The sequence below is a fragment of the Streptococcus hyovaginalis DSM 12219 genome (assembly GCF_000420785.1).
In the GTDB taxonomy this organism is placed as follows: Bacteria; Bacillota; Bacilli; order Lactobacillales; family Streptococcaceae; genus Streptococcus; species Streptococcus hyovaginalis.
In genome coordinates this window covers 22,896-48,672 of sequence record NZ_ATVP01000002.1, presented here as the reverse complement: position 1 = coordinate 48,672, position 25,777 = coordinate 22,896, and the positions used below count along the sequence as shown (strand labels likewise).

Below are 25,777 nucleotides of genomic sequence, written 5' to 3'. Positions count from 1 at the left end.
TCAGACTCACAATCGTTTTTTTAAATGTAAGATTTAGTCCAACCCCAACTGTTTACGGTAACGTATTCCAACAAGTGTCGCAATGGCTGCTTTAATCGTATCACCTGGAATAAAGACAAAATTTGACAAGAGTGATGGCAGGAGAGGAGCATTGGTGTAATGCGCTAAATAGATAGCTCCAATGACATCAACCAGTAATACTCCAGACAACCAAATCAAGGCAAAACTAATAAGTGGTTGGGAAAAAGGTAGCATCTGACGGAGACCGGCTAAAGCAAGTGGCACCAATAACCAAGCAAAGACATATCCTGCTGTTGGCCCAGCAAATACTACCAAGGTCGTGCTACCACCTGTAAAAACAGGTAAAAACAAGCCTACAATGAGAAAAAGGAGAATAGCCAAGCTCCCTTTTTTAGCACCCAAAAGTATCGCAGCTAGCATAATTCCCATATTCTGAAGGACAATTGGTACAGGGATAAAACCTAGGGGAATAGCTGGTAAAAGACCTAGAATGATAATAATCGTTGTCATAAGAGCAACTTGAACGAGTGATTTGGTGCGATTCATTAAAAAGACTCCTTTTTGAAATAGATAGCATCATGCAAGTAGCAGGCAGGATTAAAAGCTGATTGGCACACAGGGCAAGTGCCATTTTTATAATCTTTGAGGGTCAAATAGCTTAGACAAACACCACAAAGAACAGGATACGGCTCACTTGATAAAGTTGCTTTAAAGGTATGACTCTCTAAAGCATCATGACAGTGATAACAAGCATAGTAACGCTCACAATAGCTACATTTTAAAGAGGCGATATCCAGCTGACTATGGTAGTGTTGACAGCGACTTTGAGCATCTAAACCCAATCCATGAAAAAGCATATCATTTCCTTCCTCCACTAATAATAATGCTTTTATTTTAGCGGAAGAGTCGTTTTGTGTCAACTAAATAAATAATTTAGGTTTACTGTTTTTTGAGTCAGCTAGACCTAAAAAATATTCACGGTATTTAGCCATAATAAAACGAGAGAACCTTATGAATTCCCTCGTTTGAAAACAGTTTCTATCTGCTTAGTCTATTACAAGGCTCTCTAAGCTTTATAACGCTTAACTAGGAGATAAGCTACTAGGCCAAGGACAGCTACACCTAAAAGGGTCCACATACCAGTCGCTTCACCCGTATTTGGTAGAATATCACCAACTGTCTTTTTAAGTTTTTTGACTAGGCCAGATGGTTTGTCAGGCTCATCTTGTGGTGGGTTTGATTTTTCCAGTTTTAAACTGTTGGTAATGACGATCTGACCATTCTCGATAGTTGACACGCTGCTGGTGTAGCCTTTAGGTACATTGATTTCCTTCACCGTATAGGTGATTGCTTTCTGGTTAGAAGTTTGCTCTAAATCAGACCAGGTGTAAGTCCACTTAGTCTTAGCAGAAAGTGTCACAGGCTTGCCGACTGCCTGACCATCAGCATAAAGTTGCAGTTGGATGGTTTTTGGACGAAGACTATCCTTGTTGTTATCATCTTCCCAAACTTTAGAAACAGTGACACTGGTCTTGCCTGGCTGATAAGTATTAGTGATGTTAAAGTCATCAACCTTGCTTGTATAATCCGCAACACTATCTTCTGTCACAGCGTAAACAATAGCTTTACCAGCCTCATACTTAGGAAGATTGTCAAATGTGTAAGTCCAATCGCTACTTGCATCAACAATAACTTGTGCTACTTCCTTACCATTAGCCAAGAGATTCACCGTGATAGACTCAGGACGCTTGCCGTGCTTATTATCATCATCTTTCCAGGTTTTTTGGCCAGTGACGACGGTTGTCTCTGGTGCATAGCTATTAGTGATGGCGTAAGTATTGTCGTCCGTTAGTAGAGGAGCTGAGGCAGTATAGCCTACTGGCGATGATAACTCATGGACAGAATAATTTACTTGACTACCATTTTCATATTTTGGTAGGTTTTTAAAGCTTGCAGACCACTTGTCTTCTGCACTGAGACGACGTGTTTGATCGGTAATGACACCATTTTTGACAAGAGCAACTTCAATCGCATCAGGACGTTTACCGTCTTGATTCTCAGCATCATCCCAAGTTTTAGAAACTTCAACTGCAGTTGTTTCAGGATTATAAGTATTTGTTACTACAATTTGACCATCCTTAATAGCTGAAACTTTTGATTTATAGCCTTCAACTTCAGCTTCTTCAACTGCATAGACAATATCTTGTTTGTTAGCTTTTTGATCTAGGTCTGACCATGTGTATGTCCAGTTATTATCTTCTGACAAGATTACAACTTCTCCTAAAGCTTTACCGTCAGCTGTTAACTGAAGACTGATAGTAGCAGGGCGTTTCCCATCTTGGTTGTTGGCATCATCCCAGACTTTAGAAACCGTTACACTGGTTTTACCTGGTGCATGGGTATTAGTGATATCAAAAGCTGAGATTTCCGTAGTGTAGTCAGTGACGCTATCTTCGGTTACAGTATAGATGATTTCTTGGCCATCTTGGTATTTTGGCAAGTTGTCGAAACGATAGGCCCACTCATCACCTTGGCCGCTGATCACTTTTTGATCGACCTTTTGCCCGTTGGCAAGGAGATTAATGGTCACAGACTCTGGACGGTTGCCATGCTGATTACTATTATCTGACCAGATTTTAGAGCCCGAAACATCAATCAACTCTTCTTGGTAAGTATTGTCAAAGCTAACAGGTTGGCTGCTTTCTTTGGCCACTAACTCGCCATTTTCTTTGGTTACCGAAATGGTGATCTCGTGTTGCTTGTTGTCATAGCTGATCTCTGGGTCATTTCCGACTACTTCTGAGAGGATGAAGTGATAGTCTCCTTCAGCCTCAAAAGTCAACTCTGGGAATGTGATACTACCATCCGCCTGGTTGCTGGCTTGGTAAGTGGTCCCATCAGCAGCTGTTAGGATAAACTGGAACTCACCTGCTTTTAAGTCACGACCTGTCAGCTTCTTAGTAGCCTTGATACTTGTGACAGCTGGTTTAGGTTCTGAGTAACTATTCTTAAAGGTGATGGCTTCAGAAGTGATTTTTCCAACATAAGCATTAGCTTCTTTGGTTACCTCAATCACAACAGGATAGGCAGTTTCATCGTAAGTAACACCAACTGCGTCACCTACTACCTCTGTCATGGTATAGCGATAGGTACCTTCTTTCGTGAAGGTCAAGTCTGGGAAGTTAATGCTACCATCAGCTGCATTCTGCGCAGAATAGACCTCGCCTGTATCAGCAGTCAAGCTAAAGCTAAACTCGCCTGCTTCAAGTGTTTTACCAGTCAATGTTTTGCTGGCAGTCACCTGCACCTTGGCTGGGCTGTCGCCTTGTCCTTCTACATCTATCGTAGAATATCGAACAGCAGCAACCTTAGTAATAGCCTCAATCTCATCAGCAGTCATGACAGCTGTATTTTGGATGTCTTGAGATCGTGTCACAACTGTTTTATCGATATTGCCGCGGTATTTTACAAAATAACCTTGGCTGGTATTGCCAAAATTGATGTTAAAGGATTTGCCATCTTCTGAGATAGTTAAAGTGTAATCGACACCAGCCTGCGCTGCCACAAAACCTGTGGTCTTGTATGCACCAGAATCATAAACATAAGTTCCCTTAGTGATGACAAAACTATTTTTATCATAAGTCACACCCTCGGTACCCAGTTGATCTCTCAAAACAAGATTTGATAAGTCTTTATTGCTACTGTTGACGCGGACTTCATAGGCAATATAATCTTTATCCTGGTTATCTTTTCGCATCCAACCATACTTGGATAGGTCTTCACCTGCTTGGTCACCCTTGGTCACAGCCTCGTAAGCAAAAGAGGGTGTCTGAACAACTTGACCATTTGAAGTAATATTGAGGTTTTTAGTTCCAAATTCTGTGATTTCACTCGATACAGCCTTTAATGTTGCATCGATGGTGTAGCTGACATTAGAGTTTTTTTCCACAAAGTCATTGTAAACCACTGTGATGGTACGCGTAGCAGGGTCTGCGGTCAAGGTTCCAATAGTGGCTCCAGTTGCGCGATCTAAGATCGCCTTGGTTTCCGAAGAAAGGATATTAAATTCCTTTGAAAAATGGATAACCGTTGTATCCCCTGCTTTTGCAGTGTTATTGGGCAGACTAGCCTCAAAATGAAGCTCTAAACTGGTATTTTCATTTACAGGGCATCCGCTAGAAGCTGGCTTCCCCCTCGAACCTTGGTCAGCGTTGCTGTAAGGTTAACAGGTACCTCTGCTGCCTTAACCTGAGCAGGTTTGATCATCTAAATACCGCCTAAAACAAAAGCCACAAAGGCTATCATTTTCAGCATGGTTAGCAAATGATTCCTAATCATAAAATCTCCTAAAAAAAATTATTCTTAATGCCATATTCTACCATAAGAATCACACGCTTTCAAACTAGTTTGACTCCTCTAAAAGCTGATTAAAAAGAACCCCTTTCGGAGTTCTGCTAATGTTTAGAAATTACGTTTAGATTGGTTGTAGCCATAACGTTCTACGAAATCTTCACGGAACTCCAGCAAGTTGTCATCCATGATGGCTTGACGAACTTTCTTCATAAGATTAACTAAGAAATAGAGATTATGGTAAGAAGTCAAGCGCATACCAAAGGTCTCATCAGCTTTGAGAAGATGACGAAGGTAGGCACGCGTGTAGTTCTGACAAGTATAACAATCGCAATCATGATCCAGTGGGGTAAAATCTTCGGCATACTTGGCATTTTTGACCACCAAGCGCCCCTCACTCGTCATGCAGGTACCATTACGCGCAATGCGTGTCGGCAGAACACAGTCAAACATGTCAACGCCACGAATCACCCCGTCAATCAAACTATCAGGAGCACCAACTCCCATGAGGTAACGCGGTTTATTCTCAGGAAGCATCGGCGTTGTAAAATCAAGGACAGCATTCATTTCCTCATGTGTCTCACCAACAGCAAGACCACCAATTGAGTAGCCAGCAAAATCCATGCTAACCAGGTCTCGAGCAGATTGACGGCGAAGGTCCTCAAATCCTGCCCCCTGCACAATCCCAAAGAGACCTTGATCATGTGGACGATGATGAGCTTTCAAGCCACGTTCTGCCCAACGACTTGTCCGCTCAATTGAGTTTTTAACATAATCGTAAGGTTGGTAAAATTGCGGGCACTCGTCAAAACTCATCATGATATCCGAACCAAGATTGTTCTGGATTGAAATGGCTTTTTCTGGAGAAAGAAACATTTTAGAACCATTTAGATGGTTTTTAAAGGTAACTCCCTCTTCTGTGATGTTACGACTATCAGCCAAAGAATACACCTGGAAGCCACCAGAGTCTGTAAGGATAGCCTGATCCCAGTTCATGAATTTGTGAAGACCACCTGCACGGGCAATCAACTCATCTCCTGGACGTAACCAAAGGTGATAAGTATTTGACAGGATAATCCCTGAACCCATTTGTTTCAGTTCTTCTGGCGATTGCGTCTTCACCGTGGCTTGTGTCCCAACTGGCATAAACATAGGCGTGGAAAAGGTACCGTGCGGGGTTTCAATCTCTCCCAAACGAGCACCGGTGTGTTTTTCCGTCTTAATCAGACGGTATTTAATTGGATATTCAGTCATTTTGACTCCTTGATTTTTGAAGATTTGCTAGAAAAGACAGTCCTAGAGAGCCCATATGATGGTCCCCACTCCACCTTAACGAGTCAGCTCTGCTATTTTACCAAATTAAAAATGGTCTGTCAGTTACTTCTTGTCTCTTTTGGGAAATGGCTGAGCGGGAGCTGCGGTTACTGTTTTTTCAAGTCATATTTTGTGATATAATAGGCAAAACCGTTCTCTGAGAGCTTGCTTATAAAAAAGATAGGAGATTATCATGATATCAACCCTCAAACAAAAGGCCAAGGCCCTGCTCAAAAACCTCTCTGGCAAATACGCTCTGTTTGCCCTACCCATTATTTTTTCTCTGGTCAGTACCAGCATTACCTTTCGGAATAACATCGCGGCCGAATTTGATGCTTATGGGGCACAGACCAACCTGTCAGTCACCATTTTCCCAGCTTTAGTCACTTTTCTCTTGAGTTTCTTTACCGTTTCAACCCTTTACATCATTTTGGAGGTCATTCGAAAAGAACGCCAGCAAGTCAGCTTTAACGATGTGGCTTATAGTTTTTCAGGCACTATTTTTGGAAAGCTCTTCCTGACCCTTCTCATCCGCGCCCTTCTCGTAACTCTCTGGTCAATTCCTTTTGCCATTGGTGGTGGTCTCATTGCTGCCGGCATTATCTTTCTATGGGACCCTGAGTTTACTGCCACGCCAGGAGCACTTCTTCTTATAACAGGTATTCTCATTGCTGTCTTGGGATTTGTCTTCATGATTTACAAAAACCTCCAATACAACCAAGCCGAGTTTATCCTCTATGACCACTTAAAAGAAAATCGCTACCAGGGGCCACTAGCAACTATCAAGGAGAGTAAGTCACTTATGAAGGGACATGTCTGGGAGTTGTTCCGTCTCTACTTCAGCTTTATCGGTTGGTACCTCTTGCTCCTTCCGACGCTGGGACTGATTCAAATCTACCTAATGCCATATATGGTAACGACACGCGCTTACTACTACCAGTATTTACTGCAGGAAAATGACCGTCTTCCTAAGCCATTGAAAAACAGCTACTCTTCTGCTATCGAGACTTACTGACATTTGCCTGATACACAGCAAGATCAGGCTTTGCGTCTGAAAATCTAAAGATTTCTGAAACGAGCTGTCTAGAGAAGATTAAAAGAGCCTGTATGATATCTCGTCCAAGCCTTGGATTGATAGGCTAAGTTGAGAGCGTCATGCAAGCTCTTTTTTTACTTATTTACCACTATAAACCTTAAGATGAGATGGTAGAATACTGATATCGATAGGGAGATTGGGCCCCTGATCACCATCCACATTAGTCCCTAGTTCTTGATCGTCTTTCAAGGCAATACGAGCTTTTGTAAAGGTGCGATAGCCTAGATTAGCATCGGAATCTGAGACACCTTGGGCCAAGGACGGTAAGGCTTTGAGGGACTCAAAAACATTGCTGTCCTTCAAGTAAATCAAGTGTAACAAACCATCATTAACCTCTGCCTCTGGCAGGATATTTTCGTGACCACCGATAGAGTTGGTCAAACCGATCAGTAAAGTCGTGGATTCTACAGCAATAGTCTCATCGTCCACCTGCAGGTCAAACTGATAGGTCTCATTTTGAGCAATTTTTTTAACACCAGAAATCAGGTAGGCTAATTTTCCAAACTTGGTTTTTTCTTCTACCGAAACATCGCGAACAGCTTCTGGAATGGAACCGATAGCCACCACATTCATAAAATAGTGGTCGTTGATTTTCCCAATATCCAAATCCTTGGTTTGCTCAAAATCAAGGGCGTCAATGGCTTCTTGAGGGTCTATTGGCATGTTCAAAGCCCGTGCCAAGTCATTAACCGTACCCAAAGGGAAAAAACCAAATTTAGGACGGTAATCCTGCTCAGCAAGACCACTTATCCCTTCGTTAACGGTACCATCACCACCCATAACAAAGACACTATCAATCTTATCTTGCGTAGCAGCTTTAGCAAAATCGCGTGCATCGCCACCTTTTTCAGTTTCCTTAACTTCAACCTCATCAAAGTAGGACTCTAGCTTCTCAAGAGCTGCTTTACGATATTCCTGAGCCTGCTCACCACCAGCACTAGGATTGACAACTAACAATGCTTTTTTCATAATATCTCCTCACTTGTTTTCTTTCCTCCCATCATACCATAATGCTTTGAAAAACTCTTGACAATGCTCCTGAAATCATTCAGAAAAAAAGATTATACTAGATACTTTGTGGGTTAAGCTTTTCTTAAGCTTTGTCTTTTATACTATAAACATCCTAAAACTTTTTCTGCTACTTTTGTAGCAATTCTTTTTCATAATCTCCTAGAGCTAGACCGCGAGGTCTGGCTTTTTTGCTAGCAAAAACACCCCAATCGTTAGATTTTCTGTCTAACTCTTGGGGTGCAATTCATTGATTTAGGTGTGGTTTAAACTAAATACCTTACCAAATCACAACGCGGTCTTCTGGCTGACGCCACATGCCATCGCCTTCTTTGACATCAAAGGTTGTAAAGAAATCATCAAAGTTTGGTAATTGTACATTGGTACGGAGTTTGCCTGGGGCATGCACATCCACTGAAAGTAAGAGTTGCAAGTACTCTTCACGAGCTTTCATACGCCAAATCGTCGCAAAGTTGGTAAAGTAGTCTTCTGCTGAAAAATCATTATCTTTCTTAGATGCTTCAAGTGCAGCTGCCAGACCACCTAAGTCTGCCACGTTTTCTGATACGGTTAATTTCCCATTAGTCTTACCACCAGCAAAGTCAATGCCGTCAAACTGCTCGACAACCTTGTCAGTACGTTCTTTAAAGGCTGCATAGTCTTCTTCTGTCCACCAATTGTTGAGGCTACCATGTTCGTCAAAAGAAGCACCATTGGTATCAAAAGCATGCGAAATTTCGTGGGCAATGACGGCACCGATACCGCCATAGTTAGCTGACGAAGACTGGTCCAAGCTGTAGAATGGTGCTTGTAAGATAGCTGCTGGAAAGACAATCTGATTTTGTTGTGGATCATAGTAAGCATTGACCATATGAGCTGGCATGTGCCACTCATCACGATCCACCGGCTTATTCCATTTGCTCCAAGAATGTGCAATCGAAATTTTGGCCAAGTTCTTGGCGTTTTCGACTAAGGAAAGGTTCTCATCAATCACCTTCTTAGCATAGGTTTCTGGTAATTTTTCAGGATAACCAATGTGTGGGGCGATCACGTTGAGTTTGGTGATGGCCTTGTCAATGGTTTCTTTTTGTAACCAGGTATTGTTAGCTAGACGATCTTTGTAAACACCAATCATGGTGGCTACTTTAGCTTCCACATCTGCTTTGGCTTCTGGCGAGAATTTCTCACCCGCATACCAGAGACCCAAAGCTTGGCTATATGGTGCTTGCGCCAAGTAGAAGGCTGCTTTTTTCTTATCCATGGCTTGAGGTGTGCCCGAAAGCGCACGACTATAAGCTCCTGACAAGATACGAATCTCATCTGTTAAGTAAGCGTTGAAAGCATTAGCAGCACTGTAGACCAGCTTAGCCTGAAGGTTTTTCCAATTGTCTTCAGAATAATAAGTCGCCGCAAAATCAGTCCAAAAACGCTCTTCAGGTACGATAACCTTATCTGGCACCTGACCAAGAATTTCTGTAAAAATGCTATCTAAAGGTAATTCGGGAGCCAATTTGGTGAAATCAGACCAATTATATGGATGGTAGAGCTTGGCATACTCTGAAGATTCTTCGCTGGAGAGGACATAGTTAGCTAATTTAGCATCCAAGTCGATAATCTTATCTAGCATATCCTTGATTTCTACTTCGGAAAAACCGAATTTAGGTAAGAGATCTTCTTGAGATTTACGCCAAAGAGCCAGTAATTCTTTCCCCTTATCATTTCCCTCTTCATAATAGGTTGTATCTGGCAAGATAAGGCTTGGAGCCTCCGCCCAGAGAACATTTGTCTGGGCATCCATAAAGTCTGGCGCAACACCAAATGGTAACAGATTAGGCTTGCCATCCAGCTCATAAGTTCCTATACGCTCAGCAAATTCCGTGAATGAGGCTAAGTCCTGATACTCTTTAATCAGTGCTTGGACGGGCTTTGTACCAGCTGCTTCACGTGCATCATAATCAGCCACTAACTTATGGAATTTGACAAAATTAGCCAAAATCTCTCCCTCGGGCAGATTCTTACCAGCTAACCACTCATCAGTTGTCTCTAACATCAAGGCTTCAATCTCATCGGCTAAGTCAGAGAAGCCACCTGTACGGGGCTTATCGTCTGGAATAACAGCTGTTTTTTCCCACTCGCCATTAACGGCATCAAAGAAATCATCTTGTAAACGTGTCATAAAGTCTCCTTATCTTTGTAAAACTTTGTCGCTATCCTTTATTCTACCAAAAAAAGAGAGAAAATTCCCTCTTTACTTGGTCATGACTGCAGCTTATTCTGATTTTCGCAAAGCATCTCTATCGGATTGGTCATCACGGTTTCTCTCAAAGTCGTCTTTGATGTCCTGTAATTTTTGTCGATCTAAATCACTCTCCAAGGCATCATAGCAAGTTTGGTATGCATAGTAGAAAAAGTCCGTGACTTGCCCTTGGGCAGACTCGTCTGAAATCATATAAATCATGTAGATATTTTCCAAAATTGACCGTGCCATGGCAGGCTCACCTTTACTGTAATAAAGAATCTGGTTAAAGGTCAGATACATCTCCTCTTCAACTGAGTAGGATTTATAAATAATCTTAGTGTTCTCATCCGAGGCTAAGACCAAGAAGTGATTCTGACTGGAAAAAAGGCGCCCCAGTAGCAAGGCCAATTTATCAATACAGCTGACCGCGGTACTAGGATCATTGATACCAGGGCTAAGGGCTCTGAGAGCCACTTCGATCAGATAGCTGATCTCCAAGTGATAATCCGTCTGATCATTCTTAGCAATATTAATGACTAAGGCATCTGAAATAGCTTTTACCAGCTCCAGTTGCTCGTCTTCTGACATGGTATTTTCATCAAAGATATTCAGGGTAGCCAGATACATGCCTTTAGGAATATAGTCACCAATTTTTTGGGTGATGACCAACTCACAGCGGATGTGACCAAGCAGGCGCTTTAGAGCCTCGCTGTCAATATCATAGAAATAGCCAGTCGACTTGCCATAAATCTTGATACCATCCACAATGCCTTCAGGGTCATAGCGCTCTGACTGCTGGCGTGCCTGCGCTTCTTGGTTAACCAAGTTATAAGCCTTCTGATAGATGGTCTCGATCACATCATCGACACGGATGCCTTTTAGCACCCGACGCACAAAGAGGATAAAAGCAATCATAGAGGCAATGGCGTAAAAAACCCCAATGGTCCCTGAAACCATCATGACATCGTCAGAAAGATTGCTGAGGAAAAAGAGGGCTAAAACCGTATAGAAAAAGCCACCGATGAAGATGCCAAAAAGGCTTAAAACATTTGGTTTCTCGATGAAATCCTGCAAGATACGGGGCGAAAAGGTCGAGGCATAGTGGTTTAGGATGGTCAAAATAGTCGTAAAAGTAAAGGTGGTGACCGTCAAAAAGACCCCTGATAAGTTGGACAAAAAAGAAGTCGAGACTTCTTTAGAAAGGAGCATGGCTTGAGGCAATTGGTCCTTGAGTTGGGGATAACCGTAATCAAAAATCCAAGTCAGTATCAGTAAAAGAACAGAAATCAAACTGAAACTAATCATTCGAATGCTGTTTTGATTATTAACATAGGCTAGTTTAAATTGGCGTAACATCTTATTCCTTCTAAATCAGGCTAAGCTTAATCATAAGATAAAACTGAGGCCCAATACAATTTAATCACTTTTTATTATAGCAAGAAATGCCATAAAGACCTCCTGCTTTGCACTCAAAAAGAGGTTGGGCATAAAACCTAACCTCTCGCTTTTTGATTAGCAAAACATATCAATGTAGCGGTTGATTGCTTAACAAGGATCAGTTAACCCTTTTGATAGCAACAAAGTTGGCCTCGTTTTCAACTTCCCACAAGCTCTCCCCAGCTAGTTTTGATGCGAATCATATTCGCTCTATCTCCAACCTTCAACTGTCTCACAGACAGTTGAAGTTATGCAGGGCCCTTAAATCTTCAGTGGAGGTTTTAGCTTTATCTTAGAAATGGGAGAGCTAGATGATCGAGGGAGACCTTTTTAGGCTAACAACAAGTCTCTTTTCATTAGTCGAGTTGATCCCACTCTCTTTAGAAATTATTGGCCCAATATGGCCAGGGTCTGATAAGGTTGCAAGGTCAAACGTTCTCCGATACTTGCGGTATCATAGTTGCTGATGAGGACTTGGCCACCTTGGTAAGGCTCTGGAATATCAAGCTCAACATCCTCTGCAAAGAAATTGTTTAAGACCAGTAATTTGTCATCGTTTAAGAAACGCTCAAAAGCATAAACCTTATCATGGGTCGAGAAGGCCGCCTGATAGTCACCCTCTGCGATGATCGGTAATTCCTTACGAAGCTTGATAAGATCTTGGTAGAAGGTAAAGATCACACCTTCTTTTTCCTTAGCAACATTGATCTCTTTATAAGATTTGCCAGCTTTGAGCCATGGTGTACCTGTCGTAAAGCCGGCATTGTCACTAGCATCCCACTGCATTGGTATACGTGAGTTATCACGAGACTTAGCTTGAATAATCTTAAAGGCTTCTTCCGGTGTTTTGCCTTCATCCAGCATGATTTGATAGGCATTAAGACTTTCCACATCCACATAATCCGCCATAGAATCATAATCCGGATCAATCATACCAATCTCTTCACCCATATAGATATAAGGTGTTCCACGAGACAGATGGATAGAGGCCGCTAACATGGTCGCGCCTTCATTGCGGAAACGCTTGATGTCCACAAAGCGGTTAAGGGCACGTGGCTGATCGTGGTTATTGTAGAATAGGGCATTCCAGCCATTTCCCTCACTCATGCCAACACCCCATGTATGGAAAAGACTGCGGAGAGCTTCAAAATCAAAATCCATAATGGTCCATTTTTGACCGTCTTGATAATCAACTTTTAAGTGATGGAAGTTAAAAGCCATAGACAATTCTTCACGTTCTGGGGCGGTATAGAGAATACAGTTTTCGACTGTCGTTGCTGACATTTCCCCAACGGTCATAAAGGAGTCATCTTGACCAAAACTCGCTTGGTTGAGTTCGTGAAGGTAATCATGTGTAATAGGACGATCAGTGTAGGCAGGTTTCCCATCGTTGATTGGACAGTCTTCAAGTACTTCATCCTTACCAATCAAGTTAATCACATCAAAGCGGAATCCCTTAACTCCCTTGTCTTGCCAGAACTTAACGACTTTAAAGAGTTCTTCACGAACACGAGGATTGCGCCAATTGAGATCAGCTTGAGTCACATCAAAGAGATGAAGGTAGTATTTTCCAGTATCACCAAAAGGTGCCCAAGCGTTGCCACCAAACTTCGATACCCAATCGGTCGGCTCATCGCGTAGGATAAAGAAATCCTGGTAATACTCATCACCCGCTAGAGCTTTCTGGAACCACTCATGATCTGTTGAACAGTGATTCAAAACCATATCCAACATAAAGTCGATCCCCAGCTCCTTACCACGTGCCACCATAGCTTCAAAATCAGCCATAGTTCCAAAGTCAGGATTAACAGCGGTGTAATCAGCAACATCATAGCCATTATCCCTTTGCGGACTTGGGTAAAAAGGATTGAGCCAGATCATATCGATCCCTAACTCTTTAAGGTATGGCAATTTTTCAGTTACCCCGTTGAGGTCACCTGTGCCACTCCCTGTCGTGTCTTTAAATGATTTTGGGTAAATTTGGTAAACAACCTTACGTTTGTCGATTGCCATGATAAGTCCTTTCTAGATGCTGATACCCGTGATAATCAAAATCAGATAAAAAGATCTAAAATGTGAAATTTTGATTATCAAAGGATATGAAATAGACAAAGTGCTGAAAATACTCTCAGCACTTATTCGTTTGTCTTAGTTCTTTTTAGCTGTCAAAATAGCCTGACCAACTGATACACTACCAGTAGCATCTTTAAGGACAGCCACTTGATAGTCACTGTGGTTTGTCACAATAACAGGTGTTTCAACTGGATAACCTGCTTCTGTAATAGCTGCAATGTCAAATGAAATCAAGGCATCACCGACAGCTACCTTATCACCTTGAGAAACATGAGCTGTGAAGCCTTTACCATCAAGATTAACAGTATCCATACCAATATGCATAAGGAGTTCTACGCCATCCTCACTCACGAGACCAACTGCATGTTTTGATGGGAAGAGCACTGAAACAGTACCTGATACAGGGGCGACTAGTTCACCTGCTGATGGCTCAATCAAGACCCCTTGTCCCATAACACCTTGGGCAAAGACAGGATCTTTAGCCTCAGACAAAGGCTTGATGTCACCAGTTAAAGGACTCACAATGGTTGCTACTGTGCCTGTTGCTGCTACAGTTGATGCATTAGGGGAAGCACCCGCAGTTTCAGCATTAGCAATCGCTGCCTGTGACGCTAATTTTTCATCTTCTGCTTTTGTTAAGATATTAGCTTTACGGAAAACCATTGTCAAGACAAATGGGACAACAATAGCAACAATCATACAGATAAAGAATGGCAGCATGTATTTCACATTGATAGCAAGGAAACCTGGGATACCGCCGACACCGATAGCATTCGCTTGGACATTCATACTGGTTGACAAAAGACCAGCAAGCCCTGAACCGATCATACCCGCGACAAATGGATAAACATACTTGACGTTAACCCCAAAGAGGGCTGGCTCAGTAACACCAAGGTAGGCTGAAATCGTTGCTGGCAGTGAAATCTCTGCTTCACGCTCGTTTTTACGATTCATGACGAAGTAAGCCAATACGGCTGAACCTTGAGCAATGTTTGACAAAGCAATCATTGGCCATAGACCAGTGGTTTTGCTAGCTGTATCAGCGATCAATTGCGTATCGATGGCATTGGTCATGTGATGGAGCCCAGTAATTACTAGCGGCGCATATAAGGCACCGAAGATAGCACCAAAGAGCCACTTAACAGGACCTGTCAAGCCCCAAAGAACGATGGCAGAAATCCATTTTCCAACTGTCCAACCAATTGGCCCTAGAACCGTGTGGGCCAAGATAAGAGCTGGGAGCAAGGACAAGAATGGCACAAAAATCATCGAAACCATCTCCGGGATACGCTTGCGCCAGAAGATTTCAAGATAAGACAAGCTAAGACCCGCTAAAAGTGCTGGGATAACTTGTGCTTGGTAACCGATACGATTCACAGTGAAAAATCCAAAATCCCAAACCCAGTTTTTCGCAATCTCAGCTGCAGGTGTTCCTGCTACGGCATAGGCATTAAGAAGCTGCGGTGATACCAAACAGATCCCCAAAACAATACCAAGGATTTGCGTTGTTCCCATTTTACGAGCTACTGACCAGGTAATCCCTACTGGTAGGAAATGGAAAATCGCTTCACCTGGCAACCAGAGAAAGGCATTGACCCCACTCCAAAATTGTGAGACTTCAACGATAGTTTTACCATCTAGCGAAGACCAGGCGACACCTTCAAGGATATTACGGAAACCGAGAATCAAACCACCAACGATGATAGCTGGGATGATTGGCGTGAAAATCTCAGCCAACATGGTCATGACACGTTGGATAGGATTCTGATTGCTTTTGGCTGCTGATTTAGCTGCCTCTTTCGAAACCCCTTCAACACCTGAAACAGCCGTGAAGTCATTGTAAAAAATCGGTACATCATTACCGATGATCACTTGAAATTGACCTGCGTTGGTAAAGGTTCCTTTGACCGCAGAAATCTTTTCAATATCAGCCACATTTGCAGCCTTATCATCATTCAAGACGAAGCGCATACGTGTCGCACAATGTGTGACCGCCTTAATATTCTCTTTTCCGCCAATGGCAGTCAAGAGGTCCTTAGCCTGAGATTCGTATTTCCCCATTCGAGCTAAACTCCTTTTTCTTTTCTTGTGGATCGCTCCAGCAGTTTGGCAATAGCTTGTTTCCAAACTTTTACTTTCGTTATTGTAATCGATTGCAAATTTGTCTGCAAGTTGTTTGGCGAAAAAAAGCTGAAATTTTGGTAAAATAAGGTATCTTGTCTGTAAAAAACTAGACAACTTAGAAAATAACTGAAAATATGAAAAAATACGAGAAAATTTTCCAAAAACTAGAAGCTGAAATCAATCAAGGAAACTATCAGGTTAATGACTATCTCCCTACCGAAGAAGAATTGGCTCATCAGTTCGCTGTTAGCCGTGACACCATCCGAAAAGCCTTAAAACTCTTAGCACAACACGGCCTGATTCGCAAGCGTCAAGGCAGTGGTTCCCAGGTCGTCAAGTACGAGCGTATCAACTTCCCCATTTCAGCCTTAACCAGTTACCAAGAAATCGTCCAAGCTTTGGGTATGGTCTCAAAGACCAATGTCATCGCCATTGATAAGTTGATCATTGATGCTAAACTATCGGAACTGACTGGCTTTGTGCCTAAAAGTCACGTTTGGCGAATCACGCGCCAACGGGTGGTCGAAGATGTCGCCTCCGTTCTGGACATCGACTATCTGGATACCCAGTTCGTTCCTGATATCACCAGACCTATTGCAGAAACATCTATTTACAACTATTTGGAAAATCAGCTGCATCTCATCATTGATTTAGCCGAAAAAGAAATCACCATTGACCAAACCAATGCACAAGACCGTATTTTATTAGACCTAGCTGGTGAACATCATGTGGTTTCTGTCAAATCAAAAGTTTTCTTAGCCTCTGGCGAACAATTTCAGTTTACAGAGAGCCGACATAAATTAGACAAGTTCCGGTTTGTTGACTTTGCCAAACGCAAACATGACCAGTAATCCAGAATGTAGACAAACTATATCCTGGATAAATAAACTGAGTAGCTTTGCTAAGAAAAAATAAAAATTTAGTTTATTTTGTGAGCGGAGCGAGCCCTAAGCCGGGACTTTCCACTGTGCTCAAATAGTCCGAGGGACTATTTGAAGTTGGAAATCGAGAAAGTGAAACTTTCTGCACTATTCGGAGTCATTCGGACTAAAGGGGGGAAGACCTTTTTAGGTTGTCACTTGGAAACAAGAAAGCGACAAAAGATTCAAAGGAACGGAAGATTTGAGGAATTGCTCCGCAGTTCCCTATTTCCAACCTTTGATAGGCACTCCCCTTACTATCAAAGCCGTCTGTTCAAACTGTCCGGGGACAGTTTGAAGTTCGAGCCTTGAAATTAGAAAGCGAGAACCTCAGGAAAGTCCGGAAAGAGACTTTGTCTACAAACTCAGTAATCTTTCTTTTCATGTTATATAGCTCTATTGGAAGCCAACAACATATAAAAACGAGGACTGACTAGCCCTCGTTTTTATATGTTTAATTGTTTTAAAAAGTAGTCATCAGCACTCAAGCAAGGAAGCGCCGTCTCTTGTTGGTAAGCCTCAATAAAATAAGGAAAGTGTGTACAACCAAATACGACCACCTCAACAGACAAGGTTTCAAACATGGTGATCGTTTCTCGCAATCCCAGATTTTTCACCATCTCTTTGGGTGGAACGGCCGACTCCACAGCTTCGACCCAGTCCAGACTAGACACTGCATGCACACGACTATGTGGATTTTTCCAAGTTATCACCCGCTCGATACCTGCACTTCCTTGAGCATTGGCCGCAAGCAGTCCCATCGTCCGATACGATAAGGCTAGGTCACGATAAAAATGCAAGGGCGTGAGAATGGGTAAGGAGAGCTCCTCTGACAAAACATCAAAATCGACAGAGCTACTCAAGGAATTACAGTATACCAGAACCTGAGTTACCCCTTTACGCTGAAAATCCTCCAAAATCGCAGAGAGATGTGCTTTTTTCTTTGCCTCTGGCAAGACTTGAAAGGCAGTCTGCTCTTCAGGTGTTTGTGAAATGGCCAAGCTAACATATTGGTCTGTCACCTTTTTGACAAGCTCAACACCAAAGGCTGTATCTACTGGAGTTCCTGCAATAATGCCAATCATCTTTCCACCTACCCCTGCCGGTAAACCAAATACATCACAACCAATAATACAAGGTCGAATGCCAAACGGATAAAATGGTGCTTCAGATTAGGGCGTTGTCCCATGTTGGCAGCGTTGCTCAGCGCCAAACCTGAGATCCCAAAAAGACCTCCAGCAACCCCGTAAATAGCGCTGCTAACCCCTTGCCTAAAGTAAATATAGGTAAAGGCAATAGTCACCACAACACCAAAAAGGGTTAACAACATGTTCCGCTTCGTAATGATCTTTGCTCCCAAACTGCCCAACACAGCTGAAAAAGCTACAACGGCTAAATATAATCCTAAAATAACTAAAACAAAAATTTTCATAAAACCCTACCTATTTTTCGTATCTAAAATAATCGTTACAGGACCATCATTGACCAAGGAGACTTTCATATCTGCTCCAAAAATCCCTTTTTCCACGGGTATATGATCAGCTAGAGCTGTATTCAATCGATCATAAAAATCACTGGCGACATCTGGTTTAGCAGCTCCTGTAAAGGCTGGACGATTTCCTTTTTTAGTATCCGCATAAAGGGTAAACTGGGAAATCGACAAGATACTCCCCTTGATATCTTGAACCGACAAATTCATTTTGTCATCAGCATCAGAAAAGATACGCATGTTAACAATCTTGCGCACGGCATAGTCCAGGTCCTCTTGAGTATCCTCAGGACCTACACCAACCAAGAGTAGCAGTCCTTGACCAATCTGACCGACAACTTTTTCGTCAATCGTCACCGATGCTTCTGACACGCGTTGAATCACAATTTTCATAAGATCATTTACTTTCTAACATTTGGTATCGTCAAGCCACCCTTGGGCATTTAAAGAGACGGTTCAAAACAAATCAAAACAAGACGAGGAAGCGCAGATGACGACCATACTGGAGTCTATCGAGGAAGCTGACAATGTATAGAGATACATACTCTATCATTTCAAAGTCGAAAGCTAGTACTCTCCTTATCCGCAACCTAAAAGGGATATCCCCAGCATCTTTTAGCCATTTGTACGCTTGACAGAGTAAACATCTGGGATAATTTTAATTTTGTCGACAACCGAAGTCAGTTCTGAAACATTTGGAATTCCAAAAGTCACATGGATATTGGCAAATTTCATGTCTTTGCTTGGCTGCGCATGGAAAGAAGAGATATTCTTAGTGGCATTGGAGACGACTTGAATAACATCATTAAGAATACCTGAGCGATTGAGCGCATAGATGTCAATCTCAGCTTGGTATTCCTTACGAGAATTGGCATCATCCCACTCAACCTCAATTAACCGTTGTTCATAACCTTCCTGGCTCTTGATATTATGGCAATCTTTGCGGTGGATGGCAACACCTCGGCCCTTAGTGATATAACCCTCAATCGGGTCTCCAGGAACGGGATTACAGCACTTGGCGATCCGCATCAGAAGACCTGAGGCTCCCTGAATGATGACACCATTCTCATCACTCTTAACCTTGAGCACATCTTTCTTCTCAGTCTTGACTTCTCCGCCCTTCATGAGCTCTTCAGCCTCTGCCTTAGCCTTGGCGCGCTCTTCTTCTCGACGTTCTTTTTCGGTCAATTTATTGAAAACACTGACTGGACTAATATCCCCAAAACCTACTGCTGCATAAAGTGCCTCTTCACTTCTGACACTCAATCGCGGCAAAATCTCTTCAATCCGTTTTTTATCCAAATACTTATTGGCAACATAGCCCTGCTCTTGGAAATAATCAACTAATAGTTCCCGCCCCTTATTAACTGACGTTTCCTTATCTTGATTTTTGAAAAACTGGCGAATCTTACTGCGAGCCTTGGTCGTCTTGACCATCTTAATCCAGTCACGACTAGGACCAAATGAATTGCTATTGGTGACAATTTCGACAACATCACCTGTTTTGAGCTTAGCTGTTAGAGGCACCATACGCCCATTAACTTTAGCTCCTGTCGCCTTTTCACCAACCTGAGTATGGATGGCATAGGCAAAATCAATAGGACCGGAATCCTTTGGTAATTCCTGAACCGCTCCGGTCGGGGTGAAAACATAGATGCGCTCTGAGAAAATATCTTCCTTAACAGAGTCAACAAAGTCAACCGCATCGCCATTCGAAGCATCTTGAAGTTCAACCAGCTCCTTGATCCAATTCATACCGATAGCAGACTCTTTTTGATCCACTTTGGACGTGATCCCTTTTTTATAAGCCCAGTGAGCGGCTACCCCGTATTCTGCAATCTGATGCATCTCTTGCGTACGAATCTGGATTTCAATTGGCCCTTTGGGACCATAAACCGTTGTATGAATGGATTGATAACCATTAGCCTTAGGATTAGCGATATAATCTTTGAAACGACCTGGCATTGGACGCCACAATTCGTGGATATACCCCAACATAGCGTAAACATCACTTTGGGTTTCCATGATGCAGCGGATAGCAATCAAATCATAGATCTGATCAAAGCGTTTCTTCTTGTCCCGCATCTTGCGATAAATGGAGTAAATATGCTTTGGACGGCCGTAAACATCACCGTAAAGCCCTTCACTTTCTGTGGTACTCTTGATCTTATCGACAATTTCTTCAACAAGCACTTCACGTTCACGGCGCTTTTCTGTCATCATGTGGGAAATTTTATAAAATTCCACTTCATTTAAGTAGCGAAAAGACAAGTCCTCCAGCTCCCACTTGATCCGACTAATACCGAGGCGATGCGCCAGAGGAGCATAGATTTCCATAGTTTCGCGTGAAATGCGTTGTTGCTTGTCCTTACGCAAGTGTTTGAGGGTCCGCATGTTATGAAGACGATCCGCCAGCTTCACCAAGATCACACGGATATCCTTGGACATAGCCATCAACATTTTACGATGGTTTTCAGCCAGCTGTTCTTCGTGGGATTTGTACTCCACCTTCCCCAACTTGGTCACACCATCGACAATATTGCGCACTTCCGTATCAAAAAGCTCCTCGATATCGTCAAGCGTAAAATTGGTATCTTCCACAACATCATGTAAAAAACCACAAGCGACTGTTACGGCATCCAAATGCAAATTAGCTAGAATACCTGCAACTTGAATAGGATGAATGATATACGGCTCTCCTGATTTACGATACTGCTCCGCATGAGCTGTTTCCGCACATTTCAATCCTTTCTTAACCAACTCAAGATCTGTATCTGTCATATAGGCTGCCGCTATCGCAACAACTTCCTGACCAGTTAAATCCGCTGTTTTTGCCATTTCCCATACCTACTCTATCTTATATGCTCTTATGTGTAACTATTTTATCACGATTTTTCATAAAAAGGAACGTAGGCCACTGCCAAAGGATTATTTTAGAGAATCAACATAACAACAAACAAACACCATTGTTTTTAATTATTTTTATAAATAATCTTCGTTTGACTAACCAAATATTACCGATAAAAAGGGGGCCTTTTTGTATAATGTTAGCGAAATTCATTTTTAAGAAAAAGGAGGTCTTATATCAAAATGTTCTTAGTCAAAAGTGCCCAATCATTATTGCTTCTGCAACTATTGTCAAGCTTATTCAAGCAGAAGAATCAGATGTCCCAACGACATTCGCTGATACCAGTGTCGTTAATCAACCAACGACTGCTACAACCGTCGAAACAACACAAGCAGCTATCCACAGCTTAGCTGCCAGAGCCTATGCACAAACACTGCCCTTCACAACCCCTACCAAGCAAACTACTCACACCCAAGCGAGTCCAAAAGTACTCCCTAAAACGGGTGAAACAAGCACTCTTTGGATGACAATCCTAGGATTTGTCAGCCTTGGACTTATTGGAAAAGTCAAAAATCGTCAGAAAGACTAATTTTTACGAGAGAAAATCCACCTCGATTGAAGTGGATTTTTTCTTTTAGAGAATGACTCAAGAATTAGCGTGTTGTCTGCCCTTTGAGAAAACTTATCGGAACTTTTTTATGAACAACAGGATGATTATCATTGCCGTCGTTAATACGTTTTAACAAACATGATACGGCTTCTTGAGCGATTACAGGAACATTCTGACGAATACTTGATAAAAAGATTGGCACAGACTGACTTTGCTGACTTCCATCAAACCCTATTAACTGAATATCTTCAGGAATTTGAATTCCTCTTTGCTTTAAGAGCTCATAGACCCTGAGGGCATGAGTGTCCGAAGCTGTTAGGATGCCATCTATCGATAATTTGCCAGACGCTATCTGATCAACAAAAGTCATCAACTGCTCTTGATAGTCGTCGAGAGCCCCCTCACCATAACAAAGATGATAGGGAATGCCATGCACCTCACAATAGTCCTTAAAACCATCCAAACGCGCTGTCGTATCATTGGCATAGGATGACCCGTGACCAACATAAGCCAGGTTAGTGCTACCACTTTGCGCTAGAATTTCAGCCCCTTGATAACCACCGTGATAATTATCACTAGAAATAAAATCTATATTAGCCGAAAAAAAACGGTCGATACTCACAACAGCCATATCAGACGTGATATACTCGTCAATATTACTATAAGTGATGGCAATAATCCCATCAACCTTATTTTGACGCGCCATTGTGACATACTCTATCTCAGCATCTAGGTTGTCCCTTGTATTACAAAGAATCAGTTTGATCCCTTTCTTTCGCAAAGCCTGCTCAATATAATAGGTCAACTCACTAAAAAAAGGATGCCAGACGCTTGGTATTAGTAAAACCACACTATTGGTGCGATTGGTTTTCAAGCCCTTGGCATAGATATTAGGCTCGTAGCTCAAGGCCTGTATTGCTTGCTCAACAGCGATACGGGTCTTTTCCTTAACCTTAAAACCATTTAAGTACTTAGACACCGTCCCAACAGATACCTCTGCTAATTTGGCAACATCTTTTATTGTAGCCATTTACTACTCCCTTCCATTAAGACGCTCTGCTTCGATTATAACATAATCAAAAATAGGAGTGAACGCCACGACCGAGATGAAGAGGCTTCGCTTCTGGTTCTTATACTAGATTGTTTTCAGCTAGAGATAAGTAAATCACCTTTACATCCCTAAAATTTTGAAAACAACCAAGACTACTCAAGCTTTATCTTAGACTAAATCTGCTAATCACATAAAATGAGACTGAAAATGATGTCCAGCATCATTTTCATAAACAATTAGAATAAGAGATACTATACTTCCCAAAGGTCTAATACATAAGAGGCTTTCCCTTTACTGGTTAGTTGAATACCATTGGCATCTTGATGGCTAAAAAGTCGACTTGTAAACACCTCATGACCATCGTTAACAAAAATTTCAAGACTAGATTCGTCTAAGAATAAGTGAAGCTCTAAATATTCTGCCTGAAAATCACATGACCTTGTACGCCCATATTCAGCAGTGACGGTTTTCCCAGATTTTCTGAGGTCTAACTCAAGCTTACCAGCATGGTGATCATATGAAAAGAGCGTTTCCTCCCCATGCCCTTTACGAAGGGTTAAGACAAAATGTTCTAGTTCTTCTGCTGTTACCCTCAGTTTTAGCTCATAGGTGCGTGAGATATCTTGAAGATCAATGGTTTCCTCATGTAAGTCACCCGAATAGCTATGATGCGCTTTTCTCAGTGCTTTCAATTCCGGAATTGGTCGTTGGTAAAGGTGATTATTTTCAATAACTAACTCCCTTGGTAGGGTGAGACAATGCGCCCAACCATCATCATCAGTCACGCAATCAACGCCAGGAAGCCCCAACCAACCAACTAACAAGCGTCTCCCCAGAGGATCTTGCATGGTTTGAGGAGCATAGAAATCAAACCCTTTATCTAGTTCCTGAAAGGCACCATGATCAAACTGACCTGTTTGAAAATCAATAGGATCCCCAAGTAAATAGCCTGACTGGAAAATATTCTGAAAACGATCCCCTTCAGCCTGCATGCCTTGTGGTGAAAACAATAGTACACCTTGCCCATCTTGTTCAAAATAATCCGGACACTCCCACATAAAACCCGCATTAGGATAAGATTTGGTACTAATAATGCCCTGATATTCCCAATCCTTTAGATTATCCGACTTATAGTAAACAACTTTTCCCTCATGCTCGCTTGTTTCTGCGCCAATAAGAGCAAGATAATGTCCTTGGTATTCAAAAACTTTAGGGTCTCTAAAATTATCTGTAAAACCAGCAGGACTATCTGAAATTAAAGGAGAATCAGCTTTCACAATATTCCCAGAGGCATCCATAATGGCATGGCACTGATAAGGGATCCTCACCCAATCATCTGTACGTGTATTTCCTGTGTAAAACAGATGGAGCTGGTCTTCAACAACCAAGCCGCTGCCTGAAAAGACACCGTGGCTGTCATAAAAGCTATCTGGTTCAAGAGCAATCCCCTCATCCTGCCAATCAACTAGATCTTCAGACGACATGTGATACCAATATTTAACCCCATGTACTGGTCCTAAAGGAAACCACTGATAAAAAAGATGGTAACGTCCCTTGTAAAAACTAAAGCCATTGGGGTCATTTAACAAACCGGTTTTGGGTTGAATATGAAATTTCTGACGATAGGGAGAGTCAGCGACCTGTGTGACTAATTTTTGGTAAACGTCCTTGCTAACTTCTGCTAATCTTTGGTAACGCGCTTCTCGTGTCCATTCCATATCTGTCACCTCAAACTGTAGCTTTCTTTGAAAAGAGTTTATGTAAGACAAAAGTCATAGCAAATGAAACGACGAAAGCAATGGCAATGGCCACTAAAAATTGCCCCATAGACTGAGGACGCATCACAATAACACCTGGAATCCCGGCAGGCCCTTGTGAAACAGATAAAACCTTCATCATCGTCGCATAACCAGAACCAACAGCAGAACCAATTAAAGCGGCAACAAAAGGATAACGAAGTTTTAAGTTAACCCCAAATAAAGCTGGCTCAGTAATCCCTAGAAGCGCCGATGTTCCTGCCGCTGGCGCTATGCTCTTCAATTTCACATCATGTTTCATCAAGAAGAAAATCGCTAAGGCAGCTGCTCCTTGGGCGACATTAGAAGCAGAAACAACTGCAAAGGTAGGAGAACCTCCTAAAGTCTCAATGTTAGACAAAATCTGCATTTCTGCTGTTACCAAACTATGGTGCATCCCCGTAATGACAAGAAGAGGATATAAAACACCGTAAATAGCACCACCGATGGCCCCAAGATCATAAAATAGCCACAAGACTAATCCTGTCAAACTATCCCCTACAAATCTCATCACAGGACCAATCACAACAAAAGTAATCAAAGCTGTAAACAAGACAGAAATTAAAGGCGTGATAATCATATCCAATATTGCTGGAACAAATTTCCGGCAAGTCTTCTCAATAACTGCCAATACAAAAGAAGCTCCAATAACCGGCAAAACCGTTCCTTGGTACCCAACTTGTGCTACCTTTAGGCCAAAAATATTCCAAAACGGAATCGTGTTATTCGCCAATGCCTCTCCGTAACCATAACCATTCAGCAAATCAGGATGGATCATGATTGCACCAATAACGGCGCCGAGAACTGGTGTCGCTCCAAAAATCTTAGCTGCTGAAAAACCAATAAGGATAGGAAGGAAAACGAAGGCTGCGTTGGCAAAAAGATTGATCATCCCTGCAACATCTGCAAATTGTGGGTAGACTTCTACTAAGGTTTTTCCAGAAATAAATAAGCCTTTAGCCGTTAAGATATTGTTTAACCCCATCAGCAAACCTGAAGCTACCAAGGCTGGTAAAATAGGAACAAAAACATCCGCAAGGGTCTTTAAGAGCTTTTGTAAGGGATTTAGCTTGGTGGCAGCAGTGTTTTTAAATTCTTCCTTACTAACCTCAGCAAGATTCGTCAAACCAGTAAACGCCTCATAAACCTTGTTTACAATACCGGTTCCTAGGATAATTTGAAATTGTCCACCATTGTTAAAGTGCCCCTTGACCAAATCCAAGGATTCAATTTTTTCGAGATCAATTTTCGACTCATCCTTAACAACCAGTCTTAAACGAGTAGCACAGTGCATTGCTGTTGCAATATTTTCTTTTCCACCAACTGCTTCAACAATAGAAGCAGCGGTTTGTTCGTAAGCGTCTTTAACCATCTTTTACTCCTTTAGATAAAAATGAAACG

The 25,777-nt window shown here is 42.1% G+C and carries 19 protein-coding genes; 3 read left to right on the top strand and 16 right to left on the bottom strand.

Annotated features, from left to right (window positions below; genetic code table 11):
• Positions 1 to 33 precede the first annotated feature (33 nt).
• From G574_RS0101495 to tgt, 4 genes are all read right to left on the bottom strand, one after another.
• Positions 34 to 567 carry a biotin transporter BioY gene (locus G574_RS0101495; protein ID WP_029690646.1) on the bottom strand — a complete coding sequence of 178 codons (534 nt, stop codon included), beginning with the start codon at positions 565 to 567 and terminating at the stop codon, positions 34 to 36.
• The gene (locus tag G574_RS0101490) at positions 567 to 878 is read right to left on the bottom strand and encodes a CHY zinc finger protein (RefSeq protein ID WP_029690645.1); all 312 of its coding nucleotides are present in this window, start codon (positions 876 to 878) and stop codon (positions 567 to 569) included. The genes G574_RS0101495 and G574_RS0101490 overlap by 1 nt, the downstream gene beginning before the upstream one ends.
• A gap of 209 nt (positions 879 to 1,087) precedes the next feature.
• The gene (locus tag G574_RS0101485; RefSeq protein WP_245540390.1) at positions 1,088 to 4,144 is read right to left on the bottom strand and encodes a Cna B-type domain-containing protein; all 3,057 of its coding nucleotides are present in this window, start codon (positions 4,142 to 4,144) and stop codon (positions 1,088 to 1,090) included.
• A gap of 338 nt (positions 4,145 to 4,482) precedes the next feature.
• Entirely contained in the window at positions 4,483 to 5,625 is a 1,143-nt protein-coding gene (tgt, locus tag G574_RS0101475; RefSeq protein ID WP_029690643.1) for a tRNA guanosine(34) transglycosylase Tgt, read from the bottom strand.
• Between the two features lie 253 nt (positions 5,626 to 5,878).
• Here tgt and G574_RS0101470 point away from each other — a divergent pair, with 253 nt between their 5' ends.
• Positions 5,879 to 6,700: a DUF975 family protein gene (locus G574_RS0101470; protein WP_029690642.1), complete on the top strand. Its 822-nt coding sequence runs from the start codon at positions 5,879 to 5,881 to the stop codon at positions 6,698 to 6,700.
• A gap of 159 nt (positions 6,701 to 6,859) precedes the next feature.
• On the opposite strand, the gene G574_RS0101465 is transcribed toward G574_RS0101470, so the two are convergent.
• The 5 genes from G574_RS0101465 to treP form a co-directional block, all read right to left on the bottom strand.
• A complete protein-coding gene (locus G574_RS0101465) occupies positions 6,860 to 7,750 on the bottom strand; it encodes a diacylglycerol/lipid kinase family protein (protein WP_029690641.1) in 891 nt (296 codons plus the stop codon).
• 319 nt (positions 7,751 to 8,069) lie between these two features.
• On the bottom strand, positions 8,070 to 9,965 hold the full coding sequence (locus G574_RS0101460; protein ID WP_029690640.1) for a M13 family metallopeptidase: 1,896 nt from the start codon (positions 9,963 to 9,965) through the stop codon (positions 8,070 to 8,072).
• Between the two features lie 93 nt (positions 9,966 to 10,058).
• Positions 10,059 to 11,384, bottom strand: a complete 1,326-nt coding sequence (locus tag G574_RS0101455; protein WP_029690639.1) for a DUF2254 family protein — start codon at positions 11,382 to 11,384, stop codon at positions 10,059 to 10,061.
• Between the two features lie 468 nt (positions 11,385 to 11,852).
• Positions 11,853 to 13,478, bottom strand: coding sequence for an alpha,alpha-phosphotrehalase (gene treC / locus G574_RS0101450; RefSeq protein WP_029690638.1), 1,626 nt, complete (start codon positions 13,476 to 13,478; stop codon positions 11,853 to 11,855).
• 135 nt (positions 13,479 to 13,613) lie between these two features.
• Positions 13,614 to 15,599, bottom strand: a complete 1,986-nt coding sequence (gene treP / locus G574_RS0101445; RefSeq protein WP_029690636.1) for a PTS system trehalose-specific EIIBC component — start codon at positions 15,597 to 15,599, stop codon at positions 13,614 to 13,616.
• Positions 15,600 to 15,796: 197 nt separating this feature from the next.
• On the opposite strand from treP, the gene treR reads away from it, so the two are divergent.
• On the top strand, positions 15,797 to 16,513 hold the full coding sequence (treR, locus tag G574_RS0101440) for a trehalose operon repressor (RefSeq protein ID WP_029690635.1): 717 nt from the start codon (positions 15,797 to 15,799) through the stop codon (positions 16,511 to 16,513).
• 515 nt (positions 16,514 to 17,028) lie between these two features.
• On the opposite strand, the gene G574_RS0101435 is transcribed toward treR, so the two are convergent.
• From G574_RS0101435 to G574_RS0101420, 4 genes are all read right to left on the bottom strand, one after another.
• On the bottom strand, positions 17,029 to 17,667 hold the full coding sequence (locus tag G574_RS0101435; protein WP_029690634.1) for an aspartate/glutamate racemase family protein: 639 nt from the start codon (positions 17,665 to 17,667) through the stop codon (positions 17,029 to 17,031).
• Between the two features lie 8 nt (positions 17,668 to 17,675).
• Positions 17,676 to 18,014: a hypothetical protein gene (locus G574_RS0101430; RefSeq protein ID WP_029690633.1), complete on the bottom strand. Its 339-nt coding sequence runs from the start codon at positions 18,012 to 18,014 to the stop codon at positions 17,676 to 17,678.
• A gap of 6 nt (positions 18,015 to 18,020) precedes the next feature.
• Positions 18,021 to 18,464 carry a D-aminoacyl-tRNA deacylase gene (dtd, locus tag G574_RS0101425; RefSeq protein ID WP_029690632.1) on the bottom strand — a complete coding sequence of 148 codons (444 nt, stop codon included), beginning with the start codon at positions 18,462 to 18,464 and terminating at the stop codon, positions 18,021 to 18,023.
• Between the two features lie 222 nt (positions 18,465 to 18,686).
• Positions 18,687 to 20,909 (bottom strand): RelA/SpoT family protein, encoded by a 2,223-nt coding sequence (locus G574_RS0101420; protein ID WP_029690630.1) that lies wholly within the window; start codon positions 20,907 to 20,909, stop codon positions 18,687 to 18,689.
• 206 nt (positions 20,910 to 21,115) lie between these two features.
• Between G574_RS0101420 and G574_RS11740 the strand changes: the two genes are divergently transcribed.
• Positions 21,116 to 21,508, top strand: a complete 393-nt coding sequence (locus tag G574_RS11740) for an LPXTG cell wall anchor domain-containing protein (RefSeq protein ID WP_029690629.1) — start codon at positions 21,116 to 21,118, stop codon at positions 21,506 to 21,508.
• Positions 21,509 to 21,572: 64 nt separating this feature from the next.
• On the opposite strand, the gene G574_RS0101410 is transcribed toward G574_RS11740, so the two are convergent.
• From G574_RS0101410 to G574_RS0101400, 3 genes are all read right to left on the bottom strand, one after another.
• Positions 21,573 to 22,559 carry a LacI family DNA-binding transcriptional regulator gene (locus G574_RS0101410; protein WP_029690628.1) on the bottom strand — a complete coding sequence of 329 codons (987 nt, stop codon included), beginning with the start codon at positions 22,557 to 22,559 and terminating at the stop codon, positions 21,573 to 21,575.
• 272 nt (positions 22,560 to 22,831) lie between these two features.
• A complete protein-coding gene (locus G574_RS0101405; protein WP_029690627.1) occupies positions 22,832 to 24,298 on the bottom strand; it encodes a glycoside hydrolase family 32 protein in 1,467 nt (488 codons plus the stop codon).
• A gap of 10 nt (positions 24,299 to 24,308) precedes the next feature.
• Positions 24,309 to 25,748: a sucrose-specific PTS transporter subunit IIBC gene (locus tag G574_RS0101400; RefSeq protein WP_029690626.1), complete on the bottom strand. Its 1,440-nt coding sequence runs from the start codon at positions 25,746 to 25,748 to the stop codon at positions 24,309 to 24,311.
• Between the last annotated feature and the right edge of the window lie 29 nt (positions 25,749 to 25,777).

Excerpts from the sequence above, each read along its gene's own strand:
- treP (WP_029690636.1), bottom strand. The coding sequence starts at position 15,599 with ATGGGGAAATACGAATCTCAGGCTAAGGACCTCTTGACTGCCATTGGC.
- G574_RS0101410 (WP_029690628.1), bottom strand. The coding sequence starts at position 22,559 with ATGGCTACAATAAAAGATGTTGCCAAATTAGCAGAGGTATCTGTTGGG.
- G574_RS0101430 (WP_029690633.1), bottom strand. The coding sequence starts at position 18,014 with ATGAAAATTTTTGTTTTAGTTATTTTAGGATTATATTTAGCCGTTGTA.
- dtd (WP_029690632.1), bottom strand. The coding sequence starts at position 18,464 with ATGAAAATTGTGATTCAACGCGTGTCAGAAGCATCGGTGACGATTGAC.
- G574_RS0101420 (WP_029690630.1), bottom strand. The coding sequence starts at position 20,909 with ATGGCAAAAACAGCGGATTTAACTGGTCAGGAAGTTGTTGCGATAGCG.
- tgt (WP_029690643.1), bottom strand. The coding sequence starts at position 5,625 with ATGACTGAATATCCAATTAAATACCGTCTGATTAAGACGGAAAAACAC.
- G574_RS11740 (WP_029690629.1), top strand. The coding sequence starts at position 21,116 with ATGTTAGCGAAATTCATTTTTAAGAAAAAGGAGGTCTTATATCAAAAT.
- G574_RS0101470 (WP_029690642.1), top strand. The coding sequence starts at position 5,879 with ATGATATCAACCCTCAAACAAAAGGCCAAGGCCCTGCTCAAAAACCTC.
- treC (WP_029690638.1), bottom strand. The coding sequence starts at position 13,478 with ATGGCAATCGACAAACGTAAGGTTGTTTACCAAATTTACCCAAAATCA.
- treR (WP_029690635.1), top strand. The coding sequence starts at position 15,797 with ATGAAAAAATACGAGAAAATTTTCCAAAAACTAGAAGCTGAAATCAAT.
- G574_RS0101460 (WP_029690640.1), bottom strand. The coding sequence starts at position 9,965 with ATGACACGTTTACAAGATGATTTCTTTGATGCCGTTAATGGCGAGTGG.
- G574_RS0101435 (WP_029690634.1), bottom strand. The coding sequence starts at position 17,667 with ATGATTGGCATTATTGCAGGAACTCCAGTAGATACAGCCTTTGGTGTT.
- G574_RS0101455 (WP_029690639.1), bottom strand. The coding sequence starts at position 11,384 with ATGTTACGCCAATTTAAACTAGCCTATGTTAATAATCAAAACAGCATT.
- G574_RS0101405 (WP_029690627.1), bottom strand. The coding sequence starts at position 24,298 with ATGGAATGGACACGAGAAGCGCGTTACCAAAGATTAGCAGAAGTTAGC.
- G574_RS0101465 (WP_029690641.1), bottom strand. The coding sequence starts at position 7,750 with ATGAAAAAAGCATTGTTAGTTGTCAATCCTAGTGCTGGTGGTGAGCAG.
- G574_RS0101495 (WP_029690646.1), bottom strand. The coding sequence starts at position 567 with ATGAATCGCACCAAATCACTCGTTCAAGTTGCTCTTATGACAACGATT.
- G574_RS0101400 (WP_029690626.1), bottom strand. The coding sequence starts at position 25,748 with ATGGTTAAAGACGCTTACGAACAAACCGCTGCTTCTATTGTTGAAGCA.
- G574_RS0101490 (WP_029690645.1), bottom strand. The coding sequence starts at position 878 with ATGCTTTTTCATGGATTGGGTTTAGATGCTCAAAGTCGCTGTCAACAC.